Genomic DNA, 17727 nt, shown 5'->3' with positions numbered 1-17727 from the left:
TTATTTCGCAACAGCCGATTTGATATCTCCTCCGAATGGGCTAAGGAATGTCTTCTGATGAGAAGTATCCTTTTTATCAATTGGAAGTTTCGGGAATAATAATTCCGCTGTTCTATAGGCTTCTTCTAAATGCGGATAGCCTGAAAGAATAAAGGTCTCAATGCCTAAATCAGCGTATTCTTTCATACGGGCAGCAACCGTATCAGGATCTCCTACTAGCGCCGTGCCTGCACCGGTCCGTACCAATCCAACACCGGCCCAAAGATTTGGACTCACTTCTAATCTTGTACGATCACCTTCATGCAAACTCGTCATTAAGCGCTGGCCTTCCGAATCCATCCGCTTAAATACTTTCAACGCCTGCGCAATAGTTTCCTCATCCACATGTTCAATGAGCTTATTGGCAGCTTCCCATGCTTCCTCTTCTGTTGGACGGACAATGACGTGCAGCCGGATGCCGAATTTTACTGTTCTTCCTTGGGCAGCAGCGTACGCCCGCATTTTATTGATTTTTTTCTCCACTTGTGCCGGTGGTTCTCCCCATGTTAAATAGACATCGATATGCTTTGCCGCCACCTTCATCGCAGCAGGTGAAGATCCTCCAAAATATAGCGGCGGATATGGTTTTTGAACTGTCGGGTATGGCAATTGCCCACCTCGAATTCGTAAATAGTCTCCTTCTAAATCAACTTCTTCTTCTGTAAATAATTGACGCCAAATGGTTAAAAATTCATCTGTTAACTCATATCGTTCATCGTGATCTAAAAACACACCTTCTCCTGCAAGCTCGACCGGATCTCCGCCAGCCACCACATTAATTAATAACCGACCGTCAGAAAATCGATCCAATGTCGCCGACATGCGTGCTGCAAAGCTCGGTGACATTAATCCTGGCCGCACCGCTACAAGATACTTTAAATTTTTTGTTACGGGTGCAAGCGTTGAAGCGACAATAAAGCCTTCTTCACATGTTTTTCCTGTTGGAATTAACACGCCGCTATAGCCTAAATCATCGACAGCCTGTGCAATTTGTCTGCAATAGTTATAGGTTGCAGGACGTGAACCTTCTTGATGATTTAATTGACGAAAGTCGCCATTTGTGGGAATAAACCAAAAGATTTCCATTTATAATTCCTCCTTGAATTTGGACGATTAAATATGTCTTGAGGTGCTTAAAATAAAAAAGGAGACTCCCTTAAAAATGAAAGGAAGTCTCCAGTGGTCTGGTGGACTAATGATTGTCATCACTTCATCAGCTTGCTATTGGACTTTATCATGTATCCATGCAAGATATGCTCAGATTTCCAATCAGTGATTATTTTGCTTCTTGTGCTGGTATGCTCTAAGGTTAAAGAATCGCCCAATTGATAAACAAATAAATCCAGATAGCTTTGCAAATTCGCTGTTCGACATGAATGAGATATTCCATTTCAAAGGGAACGGAACGTCTGAATGTATTTCCGAAAATTACGCAACCGAAACATAGTATTCCTAGTTGATTACTAGATATTATATAGCTTGGATTTTTGTTTTGTCAATAACCAATACGTGTTTTTTTAATGTTGCACAAGCAAAACGCAACAAGCCGAATAATCAATACGTGTTTTTTAAGGGAGAAAATGCACTTCTCCAAAAATACTTGGCGAATCGTATTAAAGTTTGTTTTGCCGGAAGCAATGTATGAGACTCAAAGAGTTAAACACTTATGACTCTTTCTCAATTGTTCAACTTGATCCTTTCATCGCTTCAGGAGATTCTCCTGTGTTTCTATTGCTCTTCCTTGAGCTAATGGGAAATAGAGCTACTGCCGTATCACCGATTTTTTAGATTCAAGTGTTAATGATGTTTTATCGAATGAAACAAAATTTCCTTTATGATTCACCGTTTCATTACAACGAGGAGAGCGTATTTTTCAAATCAAAATATCGTTCCGTGATAGAAGGAAGGACTAAAATGGAAGATGCAGTTTTTTCAATTTCGATCCAATTCGAACCTGTTACAATAATGTCATTATTTATTTGCACCTATCCAAACGGATAGTTTGCTTGTAATGTTATGAAAAATTTATAGAGAAAAGTACAACCGAAACCAAACAACAAAATTCCAGCAATAATCGAAACAGTCATTATTGCTTTTTTATTCATTGCTTTTCGTGTAACCGAAATGATAGTAAGAAGTATAATGTCATGTACCAATATTCCTGATAAGATTCCTGATGCAGTAATAAAAAAATCAGCTGTATTCGCTTGAGAAAATGAATCTGTCAGCACTACACCAAAAATTGATATCCAAAAAATTAAATTACTTGGCGAGATTGCAACAAGTATACCATTTCGATATGTTTTTCCAATCGATTTATAAGTTGGTTCGCCAATCATTGTCATATCGTGATTTGCATTTTTTATCGAATCATAGGCTAAATAAAATAAAAAAACAGCGCCCAGCAGCCATAATGGAATTTGTATTAAAGGGGCCGATAATAGGGGAGCCAACCCTAAATAAATGGCAATAATTAAAAGAAAATCAACTGTCATCCCGCCTAATCCCACTGCCCAACCATGTAAAAAACCATGTTTAATCCCTTGTTTAGTCATTTCAATTGTGATGGTTCCTATCGGTAAAGCAATCGTTAACCCCATTAAAAAGTATTTCAAATATATTTCCATTTATATAGCCTCCTAACTTATTTTGAAAATAATTTTTTGTTTATAAGGAACAGTTTTTAAAAAATAAATATGTCAGGCAGGACAAATGGAAAAGTTAACCTTTTTATTGTAATGATACCGACTCGGTAACGTCAATAATTTTGTATAATGCAAGATAAATAAAGTACCTCTGATGGAAATTTAGAATAGAGGGCTGTTTTCTTCACACAATGCGGCTAAATTTTAAGTCTCCTGTATGGCCTTTTTGCAATAATGGTTCATTGCAACATTTACCAAACATTTGCTGAAAGACTTCCTTTGCTTCGGTACTCCTCTCTACTTTTGCTCTGCCCATTTTTCATGAAAGTATTATATCATCAAATATACAACTTTTCCCCACGATTTCTAAACTGCTCAAATGCCCATCGATTTCAACTATTTCCGAATTTCTTTCGATCGCATTGGTCGTATAATGCACATTCCGACCCCTGCTTGAAAAGTCCATAATATTCAAGTCGTTCCACGATTGCACCTTTCTCTGGAACTTACTTGACCAGTTGGTTCAAAGAAAAATGAAAGAAATAGCAGTTCCTAAAACGCAGGAAGAAAGATGTGATTTTTTTACATTCGACTCAAAGTCGAAGTAAAAAAATGTTCAGACACATCAAGGGTGATCTGCAGATGATCCTTGCAGGAGGGCGAGTTTGGAATTGTGGCAATAGTTCACAGCATCCTGAAAATATGGGTCCGCATTTTCAACTCAGACAAGAATCGAAAAATTACAAAAGCCAGCGGAGAAAAACAACTATTTTTCTCTACTGGCTTCATTTTAGAATTTATCGGACCGTTCCTGTACTTCTCATTTGCATAATAAGGCCTATTGAAGAATTGTGTTTTTGCTTTTATTACTAGTTGAAAAGGTAATAAAAATCCAAATTATATTTGACATAATATATAAAACGGAAAGACATAATAAAGCATATAAAATCATACTAGTTGTAGAAGTAAATATAAATAAAATAGTAGTAAATATAACAGCCATCCCTATTAGAAGACCTAAACCACAGAGTGCAGCCATTACATACTTAAATGCATCAACCCCTAAAAATTAAAAAACAAAATGTTTAATGCCCCTTGTTCTAGTTGAACAATAGAGCTCAACTATAAATTGTCGTCAGCACCTATGTCTTAGTAAAAATCCATTGTATCCTCGAAGAAGAAGCATATCGTTTCGTAATTTTTATAAGGGAGTATAACATTCGATGTTTTACTGATAACGTTTATTCAAAACTTTCCTAAATTTTTATCATTTTTATTTGCATTGAGCATTTTGCAAAATTAGATTTTTTGGATAAAAGTATAAAAAATAAAGCACTCGACAAATAGCTACCAGCATGTTATTTTACAAAATATTACAATAATCTTGTTTTCGGGCATACCTACAGAATTTTTCACATTGAATTTTTTTAAGCGGCTTTCTTCCCTTTATTTTCCTTTGCCATCGCTAGCGCTGAAACAAGTAATACAATAGCGTTCAGGTAAATATGGGTCTTTACTTTTTCAATTCCCCATACATGTAGGGAGTTCGCCGTAAGGTAGCTTTTCATTCTTGAATTACAGCGTTCTACACTTGTCCTCTCGTTGTAAAGCTCTTTCCAACGTTTTGTATCACGGTGCGGATTGGAATATCGGCGCACATCCTTTTTGATGTCGACTTTTACCACCATTCCATAGTTGGAAGATGAACAGGCTGCCATTCCTAATGGGCAATCCACTTTGCCGGTTGCGTGAGGACATCTGAACTTGAGCTGGTCCTTATCAGCTCCCCAATAAGTCATTTCATAACCCATGGAACAACGCGGAGTTCCATTGGAAGAAATCCCTTCAGGAGGCTCTTTTTCGTTGCGCAAATTGAGCGGGATAATGGCTTGCGCTCCAATGTTTTTGGCTGATTCATAGTTTTTTAGTTGGTCATATCCGCCATCCATGATCAGAAATTCAATTTTGGATTTGGTACGCTCTGCCACTTGCTCTATTAATTCTGGTGCGACTTCTCCATCGTTCACATGGGCAGGGGTTACTTTTATGGCTATTGGCAGTTCGCTTGCGGTATCGACTGAAAGATGCATCTTATAGCCAAACCAGGTAATTTTATTGCCGAAGGAATCATATTTTGCGCCCCAATTGGCATTACCCGTTTGTTCACTACGCTTTTTGGGCTGTTTCTTTTCATAGGCATCAATGGCGGCACTGTCGATGGCCTGGTGGCTGCCGTCAATTATTCCTTCCTCCTGAGCTAACTGTACCAAGTCAAGGAAGATCTTTTCAGCCAGCTTTTTTTTGGTAAGTGCCGCAAAAACCCGGCTGAGAGTGGAGATAGACGGTGCGGGGCGATCAATCGATAAACCGCATTGATAACGGAAACGAAGGTCTTTATCCAATCGATGATGAAGGGCGGTAAAGGTGTCGATGCCTTCGAGTGGGGCAGCGATGAGAGCCCTTAGAATCCCTTCTCTGGAATGACCGTCAGCCCCTTGGGGTGAAGAACTTCTCAACTGTTTAGCATAAGGGCGTAAATCAAGCGAGCTAAAAAAGATAGGTAATTTCTCTTTTGACTCTAATTTTTGCAGTTCTTCAAAGGAAAATAGGCTTTCTTGTAGAATATACAAAGTGACTTCCTCCTTTTGAATTTTTGTGGTTTCGTCACTTCAAAAATTCTACATTTTAGGGGTGAAGTCCTTTTTTATGTCTTTGAAATCCTTATGGCTCTTGGGTCAAAAAATATGCAAAATGCTCGCATTTCATGCTTTGCTATGATTATCTCATTAAAATAAAACACAGTCTTTTAGAGTTATTTCCATTTTACTCCATGACATATGTTTTTTAAACAAAAGTTTAGATACTAATAAAATTCATGTTAATGTTGTTACTCAACTTTCTCACAGTAAATTGGATTTCTAAGCCTTACGGTTAATGGGTTTGTTGGTTGTTTCGAATACTTCTTGACATAAAAATTTGCAAAAAAAAACACCTCAACTTTTGGTATAGTTTAATTGTCCAGAAAAAACATTACCAAAAGCAGGTGAGGTGTCTCTTATTATGATAACGAATAACAGACTGAACAATCAACTACCAAAAGAAGTAAAAGCTATATTTGATGAACTTGAAATCTTAAAATATTTAAGGAAAGTGGGAATTAACAAGGGTTTCGGTTATTCCTGCGCCTATTTATTCCAGCTAGTTTTTAGTTTAGTTTTTGAAGGCAAAAATTTGTTTCGACTTCTTCAAAGTAAAAAAGCTAAAGATTTGCCGGAAAAAAACGCTATTTATCGCTTCTTAAATAACCCTCAATACAATTGGCGCAGGTTTTTACTTGTTTTGAGTACTTTCACCATTATGAAGGTAAGTAGTTTAACGAGACACGACCGTCCGAAAGTGCTGATCGTGGACGACTCATCTTATGAACGAAATCGCAGTAAAAAGGTTGAACTGCTTGCTCGCTGTTTCGATCATTCTTCTCAAAAAATGCGTTATTACAAAGGATTTCGTATGCTTACACTCGGCTGGTCAGATGGTGCTACATTTTTGCCTATTGATTTTGCTTTATTAAGCTCTACGAATTCCCAAATCAATGGGATTGATAACCGAATCGATAAGCGTACATCCGGTTATAAGCGGCGTGTCGAAGCTTTACAAAAAGCGCCGGAAGTTATTCCCAATATGATTAAACGGGCACTTTCTCAAGGAATCGATGCCTCATACGTTTTAATGGATACATGGTTTACCCAACAGCCTTTGATCAAGTCCATTGTGGATCAAGGGTTGGATGTTATTGGAATGGTGAAGGATACAAAACAAAGATATCAAGTGAACGGTGAATGGGTGAGCCTAAAAAAACTATACCAAACAGCTAAACCATCACAACATCAAAAGGGTATTTTGCGCTCTATTCACACAACGATGGCAAATGGCGTACCTGTTAAAGTGGTATTTGTCCGTAATCGTAATAAAAAGAGACAGTGGCTAGCTATTTTGAGTACAGACTGTACTTTATCGGATCAAGAAATCATTCGTATTTATGGGATACGTTGGGATATTGAAGTATTCTTCAAAACAGTCAAATCCTTATTGAAACTCCAAAAAGAGTTCCAAGGAAGATCTTATGATTCCATGATCAGCCATACCACTATTGTGTTTACAAGGTACATTGTTTTGTCTTGGCAAAACCGAGTAAGTACAGATTATCGAACATTAGGCGGCATTTTTTATGAACTTTGTGATGAAATCGATGAACTAGATTGGGCCTTTGCACTTCAACTACTCATTGAAATTCTTGAAGATGCACTTCAAAATGTAAATCAAAAGATTAAAAAATTCATCGAAAGTCAATTACGTAAATGGATTGTAGTTTTGCCTAATTATATCAAGGCTTATTTACCAAAATTGAGCTGCGAAAGTTGAGTTGTTATTTATGTTCTTAATGAAAATTAAGTTTGTTTATAAATATCAAACAAATATTGAACCGTAAATAAAAAAGAATCCATTTGGAAAAAAGCTTGATCAAATGGATTCTTCCATCAAACATAAAATTGTTTTTTTAAAAGAATAATCATTCTTCTGACCGTTAATACGCTTTTTTATTAGTTTTCATCAAAAAAATCACCAAAATCCATGCCAGCTAAATCAAAATTCTCTTCGTCCAAACCTATGGCCTCTGCCGCATCTTCTAACATTTCATCTACACCGAGGTTATCCATTAGTTCATTTAATACCATACCACCTAAAACACCCATCGCCAATCCTCCAACCATGCTTCCAATGCCGCTTGCCATACTGCCTTTATGATGAGGCTGATAGGTAGGATAGGCAAAAGGTTGTTTATACAATTCCGGTTGCTGGACTGCTTCTGCAATATATTTTTCGAACGAGGACACCAGCTTGTCTTCGTTCTCTACTATTTCTTTAGTCAAAACAAATTCTCGTTTCGCTTCGATTTTTCCATAGCCTGATCGACATTCCACTTCCATCCAAACTTTGACTCCTTCTTCTACATAAGCAAAACGAATTTCTAATTCATGAACTTTGTCTGCGAATAACTGTGTCGGAAAAAATTCAAATTCTTGGCCATATTGATCAAGCTTTCCTGAAGTAGATTTTTCTCGGAAGCCTAAACGGGAAAGAGCATGAAAAATGGATTGGATCTCTTTCGATGCTCCAATGGTGATATAATCAATATCTGTCCGATCTACGCCTCCCTCAATATCAAGATGGGTATCAAAATAATAAGATACAGGGCCTCTAGATAAAGGCAAGGCTTGCGGAATTCGATAATTAAATGGGATGCGTTTTTCTTCTTTTTTTGAAATTACAAATGATCCGTTTAAAGGAATCCTCTCAACCTCCCGTGAAACAGACTGGCCATTCTTTGCTCTAACAGTCATCATGAATTGAACTGCCAACTGGTTGATCTGTTGATCTACTTCGCCTCCCTTAATGACAACTTCTCCTTGTACTACTTCACCAATCTGATAAGGACGATTTTCGAATTGTAAATCTACTGTCGCTGCTCCCTTACCGAATTTCGCTAAAAATTTTTTAAGCATTTTTGAAATTCTCCCTCCATTTATTTGAAAATTTTTCTTTCTAAGATACGACATCCCATTCCACTTATTTTAAATTTTAATGATACTGATTCGCTTGAGATATGCGACCATTAGAAGGAGTGAACTCAATTTAGAGAGCTTCGTTTAAAAGAGTTTGGCGGATGACAGATTTTTATTTTCGCCGCAATTATAAGACGTTTTGGGGATTACAGTAATCCCCTGTGGGTTGAAATATCGAAACTTTTTGGCAGACTTTTTTGTATTCTGCTAGCTGGGGGATCTTGTCGCCAAGTCTTATTATGATTAATCTTCTACTAGAACCGGCGAGCCTTTATCAATTTTAGTAATCTCAATCGTTTTAATATGGTTCCCGGCCATTTCCACTACGTGAAAGGTGTACGGTCCAAATTCAATACTTTCCCCTTGTTTAATATCATAACGCTCGGTTAACATCCATCCGCCAAGTGTATCTACATCCGTTTCTTCAATTTTCAACCCTAACCAATCATTTATCTCGCTAATTAAGATGCGGCCATCAACTAAAGCTCGATCATGATTTATTTGTTGGATGATGGGTTTTTTATCTTCATCAAATTCATCTTGAATCTCACCGACAATTTCTTCAAGAATATCTTCAACTGTGACCAAACCGGATGTACCGCCATATTCATCATATAAAATCGCCATGTGTATTCGTTCTTTTTGCATTTTCAGCAACAGATCATGGATTGGAATGGATTCAATGACTTGAATAATTGGACGGACAAAATCATCTATGGATTTTTCGGTATTTAAGCTATCGTAAGAGGAGATTTCTGTAAATACCTCTTTGATGTTGATAAGGCCAATAACATGATCTTTATCTCCGTCAATTACCGGATATCTTGTAAATTTTTCTTTTTTGACGATTTCCAAGTTTTCTTTAATGGTTTTATTTTTATCAAGTGCAACAATTTCTGTTCGGGGAACCATGATTTCTTTTGCGATCCGGTCATCAAACGTGAAGATGTTATTCACATATTTGTATTCCGTTTGGTTAATCTCGCCGCTTTTGTAGCTTTCAGATAAAATAAGCCGCAGCTCTTCCTCTGAGTGTGCAAGCTCATGTTCGGAAGCTGGTTTTAAGCCAAATAAACGGATAATGCCCCTTGCAGAACCGTTTAATGCCCAAATAAATGGATACATGATTTTATAAAACAAAACTAAGGGTCTTGCTGTTAATAATGTAATAGCTTCTGCCTTTTGAATGGCTACCGTTTTCGGAGCCAATTCTCCAATAACGACATGTAAAAATGTAATCGCAGCGAAAGCAATTCCAAATGACAGTATATTAGACACATATGGGGAAAAATCCATTTTTTCAAAAACGGGGTGAAGAAGATGCTCAACAGTCGGTTCTCCTAGCCAGCCTAAACCTAATGCTGTTATGGTGATTCCAAGCTGGCACGCTGATAAATATTCGTCCAAATTGGAAATGATTTTTTTAGCTACAACAGCATTTTTATTTCCTTCCGAGATAAGCTGATCAATTCTTGAAGATCGGACTTTTACAATGGCGAATTCAGAAGCGACGAAAAATGCTGTGAAACCAATTAATACAGCAACCATAAATAAATTAAATATTTCCAAACTACGGCCGTTCCCCTAGAAAAAGGAACGACTTACACCTCCTAATAACGAAATGTCAACAGTAATTATGCTTTTTTCACTATTCCCTTGTATAGATCTCTCTTTATCATCCTAAAAACATGATTAATGATTGTAATAATGCCATCGTCTGTGGAGACAATTGATTCGAAATCTTTTTCTTACATTCATCATCCAATTTGCCTAAAAGATCATGAATTTCTTTAATTTCATCCTCCAATAATTTCATATGTTCAGCAATTGTTTTGGCTTGTTTAAGAATAAGTTCTTCCTCTGCTGCTGTTTTTTTTCTATGCAACTCTAGCCTCTCTTTTATCATGTCTAATGAATAATTCAGTTTTTTGTAATGGTCAATTAATTTTAAATCCTCAAGAGCAGATGAATCATAATATCGATAATTCGATTTGGACCGTTCTGCTTTAAGCAAGCCTAGTTTTGTATAATAATCGATTGTTCTTTTAGAAACATTTGCTATACTTGCTAGTTCACCAATTTTATAGACGACCCCATCCATCTATACCCCCTTTTAACCCTTTTAATAAGATCATATTATAATCAAACTGTACAGTCAAACGTTATACTTTTATCTTCACAAAATTGTAAATTTTTACACAATTATTCTTCTGATCAGACTTACATTACACAAAATTCTTGAAGGTACCCTGGAAAGCGTCTATTCTCTTTTCTGTTGTTTTTATTCTTGATCCATTGTTCTCAATAGTGAAAGAAATATCTAATCTTTAGTTTTCTCTTTTATTGCTTAGAAGAATTAAATAGTCCTGTACTGGATTTTTGGTCAAACCAAAACAGAAGTAAAAGAAAATGCTGACTTAGCAATAAGATCTTCCATAAATGAAATAGAACAAGATGCGAAAAACAAGATTAAAAATTTAATTGATCCTATATTTTTGGATTATATCCTTTACCTCACCATAAAATTGTTTTTTAATCCCCAGACTCCCTTAATACTTTCCACTCTTTGATTACTTCTCCCACCTCATTTATTTCATTTAGCATTTGCTTAACCCTACGTAAGCGGAAATCTTGGGCAGACTCAACGACTTCCTCAATAAATGCCTTTGTTTTTGGCATTTTGTCCAACTTTTTTCTAATAATGATCTCTCTCCAATCAAATATCCCACCTTTCCAGAGGATGAGACAACCTTGCAGGTCCTGTCTGAACCGGATCGGCCAGCAACGTCGACTTCCTACATATAGCTTTATCGTACCGGTCGCGGGGATACACCTATCGTCTTATACGATTACCAGCAAACCCGTTCAGGCAAGCACCCACGCATTTTTTTTGACGGCTTCCGGGGATATTTGCATGTGGACGGGTATGCGGGTTATAACGTCCTCCCCGATGTGAAATTGGTCGGGTGCTGGGCCCATGCCCGCCGCAAATTCACAGAAGCCCTGCAGGCACTGCCTGAATCGGCGAGCACTTCCACCGTCAAAGCAAAGGAAGGTCTGGCCTATTGCAATAAACTTTTTGAAATTGAGCGCAAGCTTAAAGATGCAAGTCCAGAGGAGCGCTATCAAGCACGGCTGGAGCACAGCAAACCCGTGCTTGAGGCTTTTTTGTCATGGCTTAAAGAGCAAATGCCGCGCGTACTGCCAAAAAGCGCACTTGGCAAAGCGATCAAGTATTGTCGTAACCAATGGGAGCGGTTGGAGGCATTTTTAGAGGACGGCCGTTTGGAGATCGATAATAATCGCGGGGAACGGTCAATTAAACCTTTTGTGATCGGTCGCAAAAACTGGCTCTTCAGTAATACGTCAAAAGGAGCAAGGTCCAGTGCGATCATCTATAGTGTTGTGGAGACAGCCAAGGAAAACGAGTTGGATCCATTCAACTACCTTAGCTATCTGTTTCAAGAGCTTCCCAATATAGATACGACAGATAAAACAAAATTAGCTGAATTCCTGCCATGGTCACCGACGCTTCCGCAGGAATGCCGTGTTCCTAAAAAATCTAAATAAAGCATACATGAAATCCCCATCTGAATACAGGTGGGGATTACTTTACGCATGAATTGGTAAGCGGGAAATTAAAACGAAACATACTAAGATTAGTAGCACAGACCACGACCATGGTCTGTGCTACTATTTTTTTTTAGTAGAAGTGGAGAATAGTTCGTGACAGCCCCAGAACCTTGAGTTCGTAGTGAAAAACTGGCCTACTTCACTGCCCTTATAAGAATCGGTTTCAGTATGTTGGATCCTTGAGATCGTGTATAAGAAAAGGGAATCGATAAGGTGAAGTGAAGACTTCTACATACTTTAGCTATTTTGAGAAAACGTGAGGAACTGATTTAGCAGATGGTTGTTCTTTCAGAAGAACGAAATGAATATCAAATATTAATCAGTATTCCTGGTATAGGGAAAAATACAGCCGTTCGTTTGATTTAAGAAATAGGCGACATGACAAGCTTCGAAAATCATAAGCAACTCAATGCCCATGCAGGAATTGATATAAGGCGTTTTCAATCAGGCACATTGTTTTACAAAGATAAAATCAATAAGCGTGGCAACAGTCATCTGCGCAAAATCCTTTATTTTACGATTCAAAATATGATCCGCCAACGACGCTTTGGACACAATCATTTTGTAGAATACTACGACAAATTAAAAACGCAACCCTATAACAAATGTCATAAAGTTGCGTCCATCGCATGTGTGAATAAGTTATTGAAGTGCCTCTTCCACCTTATTACACACAATTTAACGTACAATTACGAAATCGCTTCAGTATCTTCGTAATTGTGTAGGAAAAGTATAACATAATGGGCCTAGCGAAAAAAAGCAAAAATCGCTAGGTCTATTTGGTATGCGAAAATCTTTTTTTGGCGGAGGGGGTACCCCTTCCACCAAAAAAAGATTCATTATCTCAAATAACTATTGATAAACCTCTTGACTAATCGTAAGAAGGGGGTGTCTAATAAGTCGATTTTCCGGCTTATAGACGCCCCTTTAATGTTTTAGAAACGCTGATATATCAATACTTATGATGTTTCTTTCAGTGGATTTTGACATTCTGGACAGCCCCTTAATCATTGAGAAAATTTTGATTTTGATATTAAAACCTTTGCCTTTTTAAAGTATGCACAAATTTATACCGATCCGCCCGGTATGCTGATTTTACAAATTCGAATGGCGTCCCGTCATGAAGATAAGAGGTTCGTAATATTAACAATATCGGCGATCCTTTTTCGATTTGCAAATGCTTTATCTCTGACTCCTTGGCAATTGATGCTTCAATTTGCTGGAATGCCTCGCTGATCACCAGGTTTAATTTTTCTTCGATATAACTGTAAAGGGATTGATGGATAATTTCTTCCGTAAGCCCTTTTACTAGATTGGCCGGAACATAAGTAGTTTCTAAGGCCATCGGAACGTCATCCGCAAGACGGACCCGTTTGATTTCATATACGGGAGCGTTTTTCTTTAGCTTTAAATGGCTGGCTGTTTCCAAGCCGGCCGGAATCACTTCAAAGGATAATAACTTGCTGCTTGGTTTCATTCCACGTTCGAGCATATCTTCTGTAAAACTGGTCAGACCATGGAGCCGCTGTTCCACCTTTTGTTTGCTAACGAATGTTCCACGGCCTTTTTGTCTGTACAAATACCCTTCGTTTACAAGATTGTTGATGGCCTGGCGGACTGTCATCCGGCTGATTTGATAGCGCTCCGCGTATTCCCGTTCTGAAGGAATTGCTTGATCCGGCTGCAGTTCACCATTTTCAATCTGTTTTTTTATAAATTCTTCCAGCTGATAATATATCGGAATTGGTGATGATTTATCAATCATTGAAAACTCTCCTTGTTGTGAAGCTAAACCAATTGCAATGCATCTTTGTCCGCAATGATTGTCACATTGTTATGAAGCTTTAGTAAGGATGCCGGGAAATCTTCATTTACTTCGCCATTTACTAGTCTTGCAATTGCTTCTGCTTTTGATGTGCCTGATGCTAGTAAAATAATTTCCTTGCTTTCCATGATCGTTGCAATTCCCATTGTGATCGCATGAGCAGGCACGTCTTCTATAGAAGGAAAAAATCGAGCATTTGCTTTTCGTGTACTTTCAGTTAGTGCTACGACATGAGTGCGGCTTTTAAACGAAGTTCCCGGTTCATTGAAGCCGATGTGACCGTTATGGCCGATTCCCAAAAGCTGAACGTCCACACCGCCAAGTTTTTGAACGACGCTCTCAAATCGTGAACATTCGAGTTGAAGATCTTTCGCCATCCCGTCCGGAATGTAAGTCTGTTCATGCGGGATATCAATATGGTTGAACAATTGTTCACACATGAAATAATGATAGCTGTTTGGATCGTTTCGGTCGATTCCGCTGTATTCATCAAGATTGACGGTTGTGACTTGTTTATAAGTTGTTCCGTTCGTTTTGTGGTCTTCAATTAATTTTTTATAAACGCCTATAGGAGTGCTCCCGGTCGCAAGTCCAAGTGTTATTTTTGGATTGATCCTTACCTTTTCAATGATTTTTCTTGCAGCCATATGGCTCATTTCATCATAATTTTCAGCTTTTATAATATTCATTTTACTCAGTTCTCTCCTCCCTTTTTATATGCTAATTTTCCGCGGCAGAAAGTCGTAAACACTTCATTGTTTTCATCAAGAATGACGATATCAGCGTCTTTTCCGGGTGCCAAGCTTCCTTTACGGTCATAGACACCCATTTGTTTCGCCGGGTTTACGCTTGCCAGCTGAATAGCTTCTAAAAGTGAAATCCCTGTGAATTGTATCATATTTTGAATCGAATCTTTCATTTTTAAAATGCTTCCGGCGAGGGTTCCGTTTTCTAACAGTGCTTTCCCATCTTTTACGGTCACATCCTTGCCTCCGAGGTCATATGTTCCATTTTTTAAACACTTCGCCCTCATAGAATCTGTAATTAAAATCATTCGGTCTGTTCCTTTTGTCTGCAAAGAAAGTTGAATCATTTCAGGACAGACATGAATTCCGTCTGCAATGATTTCGACCATCAATTGTTTCAGTAGAAGAGCTGCTCCTGCGATTCCGGGCTCGCGATGATGCAGTCCTCTCATTCCGTTAAATAAATGGGTGACATGTTTCGCGCCGGCATCCACAGCCTTTACTGTTTCTTCGTATGTCGCATCCGAATGGCCGATTGAGGCAACGACTCCGGATTGATCCAGATAACGGACAAACTCCAAGCCGTTTTCTTGTTCAGGTGCCATCGTTACAAGTTTTATCCCGTTTTCAGCCAACTCTTGCCATCGTTTAAAAAGGTCAATATCCGGCGCGAGTATATGCTCGACAGGCTGAGCTCCGGCCCGTTTTTCATTGATAAACGGCCCTTCAAGATGAATGCCGAGAATTTCAGCTTCTCCGGCTTCATTATGATGTTTCCGGTAATTTGCAACGTTTTTTAAGGCATCTTCAATGCTCTTTATTTCCTGTGTAATGGTTGTTGCTAAAAAGCTTGTCGTTCCTTCAGCCGGAAGAATGCCCGACATCGTTGATAATGCTTCTGTCGTTGCGTCCATCGTATCTGCTCCACCCGCTCCGTGAATATGAAGATCGATAAAACCGGGAACTGAAATGTATTCTTCTGGCAATTCAATAACCTGTATATCTTTGCTCAGACTGGGAAGGCTGTCTAAATTACCAATATCAATAATTTTGTTACCTTCTATATAGATAAAGCCTTTATTTATGATCTCTTTTTCTAGTGCCACTTTTCCGTTTTTTAAAAGAAGTCGGTTCATAGACTTCATCTCCATTCTTTTGCAGATCTATAGATGGTTAGTAATGAATTTATTTTAAAGAATAAAATCCCTCAATTGCATTCCGCAAATAACCGGAATGCTTTTCTAATAGGTTTATGACATCGTTTCCTTTTAAGCCAGTTACAATTTGTAAAATAGCCGCTTTTGTATTGTAGTTTTGTTCAGCTAGAGCCTGTTTAACTTCCTCTGAATCCGCACCGGTAGCCATTTTAACAATATTTTCAGCCCTTTTAAACAACTTTTCATTCTTCATTTGGACATCAACCATTAAATTACTGTATACTTTTCCCATCTTAATCATAGAAGCTGTTGAAAGCATATTAAGAACAAGTTTTTGTGCTGTTCCGGCTTTCATTCTTGTAGAGCCTGTTATGACTTCAGGACCAACAATCGGGGCAATCGTAAATTTTGAGATTTTTTCCATTTTTGAGTCCCTTGTACAAACAACAGAAACAGTTAAGGCTCCTACTTCATTTGCATATTGCAATGCTCCTATTGTATATGGGGTGCGGCCGCTTGCAGCAATTCCAACAACTACATCTTTTTGAGTTAAATGTAAATTCCTTAAGTCATTACTACCTTGCTCCAAATCATCTTCCGCTCCTTCGATGGCTTCGGTTATTGCTTTTTTCCCTCCGGCAATCATTGCGATGACCATATTCGGATCCGTTCCATAAGTAGGAGGGCACTCAGATGCATCAAGGATTCCAATTCTACCTGAGGTTCCGGCCCCAACATAAATTAACCGTCCTCCTTTTTTAAAGGAATCAATAATCAGATCAACGACTTTCGCAATGACTGGAATTTCTCTTGCGATGGCATTTGGAACAAGTGTGTCTTCCTGGTTAATTACAGAAATGATTTCTTCGGTAGACATCAAGTCAATATCCATTGTTTTCGGATTACGTTGTTCCGTGTTTAATTTTGAAATATTCATATTCAATCCCTCACCATAAATTGAAATTTTCCTCCGGCTTTTATGAATGATAGAAGGGGGAGATCCTCTTCGATAACATGTCCAATTACATTTACACGATCATCTTTTGGCAAATCATGAATGGTAATTTGCAGTTCTCCTGCATAGCGTCCATATAATTGATTATCAATGGTAATCGTTCCTCTCTTCCGCTCCATCTGATTTGATGGTGCAATAAGTACAGTACCTTTTTGAGCATAGGAACGGGATTCAACTGAACGAATTACATCCCTGGCTGGATCCATTCGATTTGTATGGATCTGGTTAAATAATTGCTTCTCGATTCGGTCATTAATAGGCTTCATTCTTAATGGAATCATACCGTTTCCGATAATTGATAAGCGATTTAGAGTATCATTTGTAACAGAAAGATCGCCAATTAGAACCTTGTCTGTATCGTATGAATGGAATAATTCAGCTGCAGCAGTAACAGGTGATGCGGTCCTGTGCTTTTCCAATGTCGGCAATCCGGCATAGACAGGTCCCCGCATCTCTTTATCTCCCGGGATAAAGGCTACTGTTGTGAAACCTTTCGATTTTAAAAACCGGTTTCTGTTCATGAGAAAGTTAGTGTCTAATCCAGTTTCTGGACGGGGGTAAAAATTGTGCCACGCTTCGACATTCTTAACGATAAGCCCTTTGTTTATCAAGATGTCAATTTCCGTCTCTGATACGGTGCTTGCATTAATACCGACTTTCATTTTTTTCGAAAGCTCAACAATCTCCTCGGATGTAAATCCATAATCAACACGGATTCCCGTCAGTCCCCATTGAACCAATTCATCCAACGACTGAAAATCCAGGCCGAGATAGCCTAGAGATTTCGGGGAAACGTCTGCGAAAAGCTCCATGTTAAACTTTTTCGCCAAGCTTCCTAAATCTTTGAGAAGATATAGGTAAGTGTTTGGATCATCCTCAGGAATATGAAGGGATGTAAAAATAGAACGCAATCCCAGAGATGCTGCTTTTTCAATCCATTGAACGTTCTGTATTGTCCGTTCTTCACTTAAATAAATGGAGATTCCGATCATATGATCACCTCATTATAGTCAGAATTTTACGAAAATGAATCAATACGGAAA

At 38.2% G+C, this 17727-nt stretch carries 12 protein-coding genes and 3 pseudogenes; 3 read left to right on the top strand and 12 right to left on the bottom strand.

Going from position 1 to position 17727, the window contains the following annotated elements:
• The 4 genes and pseudogenes from ssuD to NSS70_RS01310 all read right to left on the bottom strand — a co-directional run bounded on the left by ssuD (position 1) and on the right by NSS70_RS01310 (position 5314).
• Positions 1 to 1125 carry an FMNH2-dependent alkanesulfonate monooxygenase gene (gene ssuD / locus NSS70_RS01320; protein ID WP_063386476.1) on the bottom strand — a complete coding sequence of 375 codons (1125 nt, stop codon included), beginning with the start codon at positions 1123 to 1125 and terminating at the stop codon, positions 1 to 3.
• Positions 1126 to 2024: 899 nt separating this feature from the next.
• Positions 2025 to 2666, bottom strand: a complete 642-nt coding sequence (locus NSS70_RS01315; protein ID WP_339193888.1) for a LysE family transporter — start codon at positions 2664 to 2666, stop codon at positions 2025 to 2027.
• Between the two features lie 856 nt (positions 2667 to 3522).
• Positions 3523 to 3738, bottom strand: a pseudogene (locus tag NSS70_RS20710) (DUF5391 family protein); the annotation flags it as partial.
• 373 nt (positions 3739 to 4111) lie between these two features.
• The gene (locus NSS70_RS01310) at positions 4112 to 5314 is read right to left on the bottom strand and encodes a transposase (protein WP_340732215.1); all 1203 of its coding nucleotides are present in this window, start codon (positions 5312 to 5314) and stop codon (positions 4112 to 4114) included.
• A 430-nt stretch (positions 5315 to 5744) separates the two neighbouring features.
• Between NSS70_RS01310 and NSS70_RS01305 the strand changes: the two genes are divergently transcribed.
• Entirely contained in the window at positions 5745 to 7106 is a 1362-nt protein-coding gene (locus NSS70_RS01305; RefSeq protein WP_094245809.1) for an IS4 family transposase, read from the top strand.
• Between the two features lie 179 nt (positions 7107 to 7285).
• Here NSS70_RS01305 and NSS70_RS01300 read toward each other — a convergent pair whose 3' ends face one another.
• The 3 genes from NSS70_RS01300 to NSS70_RS01290 all read right to left on the bottom strand — a co-directional run bounded on the left by NSS70_RS01300 (position 7286) and on the right by NSS70_RS01290 (position 10409).
• Positions 7286 to 8248 carry a sporulation protein gene (locus NSS70_RS01300; protein WP_327863763.1) on the bottom strand — a complete coding sequence of 321 codons (963 nt, stop codon included), beginning with the start codon at positions 8246 to 8248 and terminating at the stop codon, positions 7286 to 7288.
• Between the two features lie 303 nt (positions 8249 to 8551).
• Positions 8552 to 9877: a hemolysin family protein gene (locus NSS70_RS01295; RefSeq protein ID WP_063386473.1), complete on the bottom strand. Its 1326-nt coding sequence runs from the start codon at positions 9875 to 9877 to the stop codon at positions 8552 to 8554.
• A 106-nt stretch (positions 9878 to 9983) separates the two neighbouring features.
• Positions 9984 to 10409 carry a MerR family transcriptional regulator gene (locus tag NSS70_RS01290; RefSeq protein ID WP_063386472.1) on the bottom strand — a complete coding sequence of 142 codons (426 nt, stop codon included), beginning with the start codon at positions 10407 to 10409 and terminating at the stop codon, positions 9984 to 9986.
• 638 nt (positions 10410 to 11047) lie between these two features.
• Between NSS70_RS01290 and tnpC the strand changes: the two are divergent.
• Together tnpC and NSS70_RS01280 are read left to right on the top strand one after the other, a co-directional pair.
• Positions 11048 to 11878, top strand: a pseudogene (gene tnpC / locus NSS70_RS01285) (IS66 family transposase); the annotation flags it as partial.
• Between the two features lie 336 nt (positions 11879 to 12214).
• Positions 12215 to 12658, top strand: a pseudogene (locus NSS70_RS01280) (transposase); the annotation flags it as partial.
• 316 nt (positions 12659 to 12974) lie between these two features.
• On the opposite strand, the gene NSS70_RS01275 reads toward NSS70_RS01280, so the two are convergent.
• Genes NSS70_RS01275 through NSS70_RS01255 form a run of 5 tightly spaced genes read right to left on the bottom strand, consistent with a single transcriptional unit; the run spans position 12975 to position 17676 of the window.
• Entirely contained in the window at positions 12975 to 13706 is a 732-nt protein-coding gene (locus NSS70_RS01275; protein WP_311066757.1) for a GntR family transcriptional regulator, read from the bottom strand.
• A gap of 23 nt (positions 13707 to 13729) precedes the next feature.
• Positions 13730 to 14455: a glucosamine-6-phosphate deaminase gene (nagB, locus tag NSS70_RS01270; protein ID WP_311066756.1), complete on the bottom strand. Its 726-nt coding sequence runs from the start codon at positions 14453 to 14455 to the stop codon at positions 13730 to 13732.
• Positions 14456 to 14460: 5 nt separating this feature from the next.
• Positions 14461 to 15648 carry an N-acetylglucosamine-6-phosphate deacetylase gene (gene nagA, locus NSS70_RS01265; protein ID WP_339198348.1) on the bottom strand — a complete coding sequence of 396 codons (1188 nt, stop codon included), beginning with the start codon at positions 15646 to 15648 and terminating at the stop codon, positions 14461 to 14463.
• A 49-nt stretch (positions 15649 to 15697) separates the two neighbouring features.
• Positions 15698 to 16606 (bottom strand): N-acetylmuramic acid 6-phosphate etherase, encoded by a 909-nt coding sequence (gene murQ, locus NSS70_RS01260; protein ID WP_339198345.1) that lies wholly within the window; start codon positions 16604 to 16606, stop codon positions 15698 to 15700.
• 2 nt (positions 16607 to 16608) lie between these two features.
• Positions 16609 to 17676: a DUF871 domain-containing protein gene (locus NSS70_RS01255; protein ID WP_327847849.1), complete on the bottom strand. Its 1068-nt coding sequence runs from the start codon at positions 17674 to 17676 to the stop codon at positions 16609 to 16611.
• Positions 17677 to 17727 lie beyond the last annotated feature (51 nt).

Source organism: Aeribacillus sp. FSL K6-2848, assembly GCF_038004325.1.
Classification (GTDB): Bacteria; Bacillota; Bacilli; order Bacillales; family Aeribacillaceae; genus Aeribacillus; species Aeribacillus composti.
This window is presented reverse-complemented; position numbering and strand designations above follow the sequence as displayed.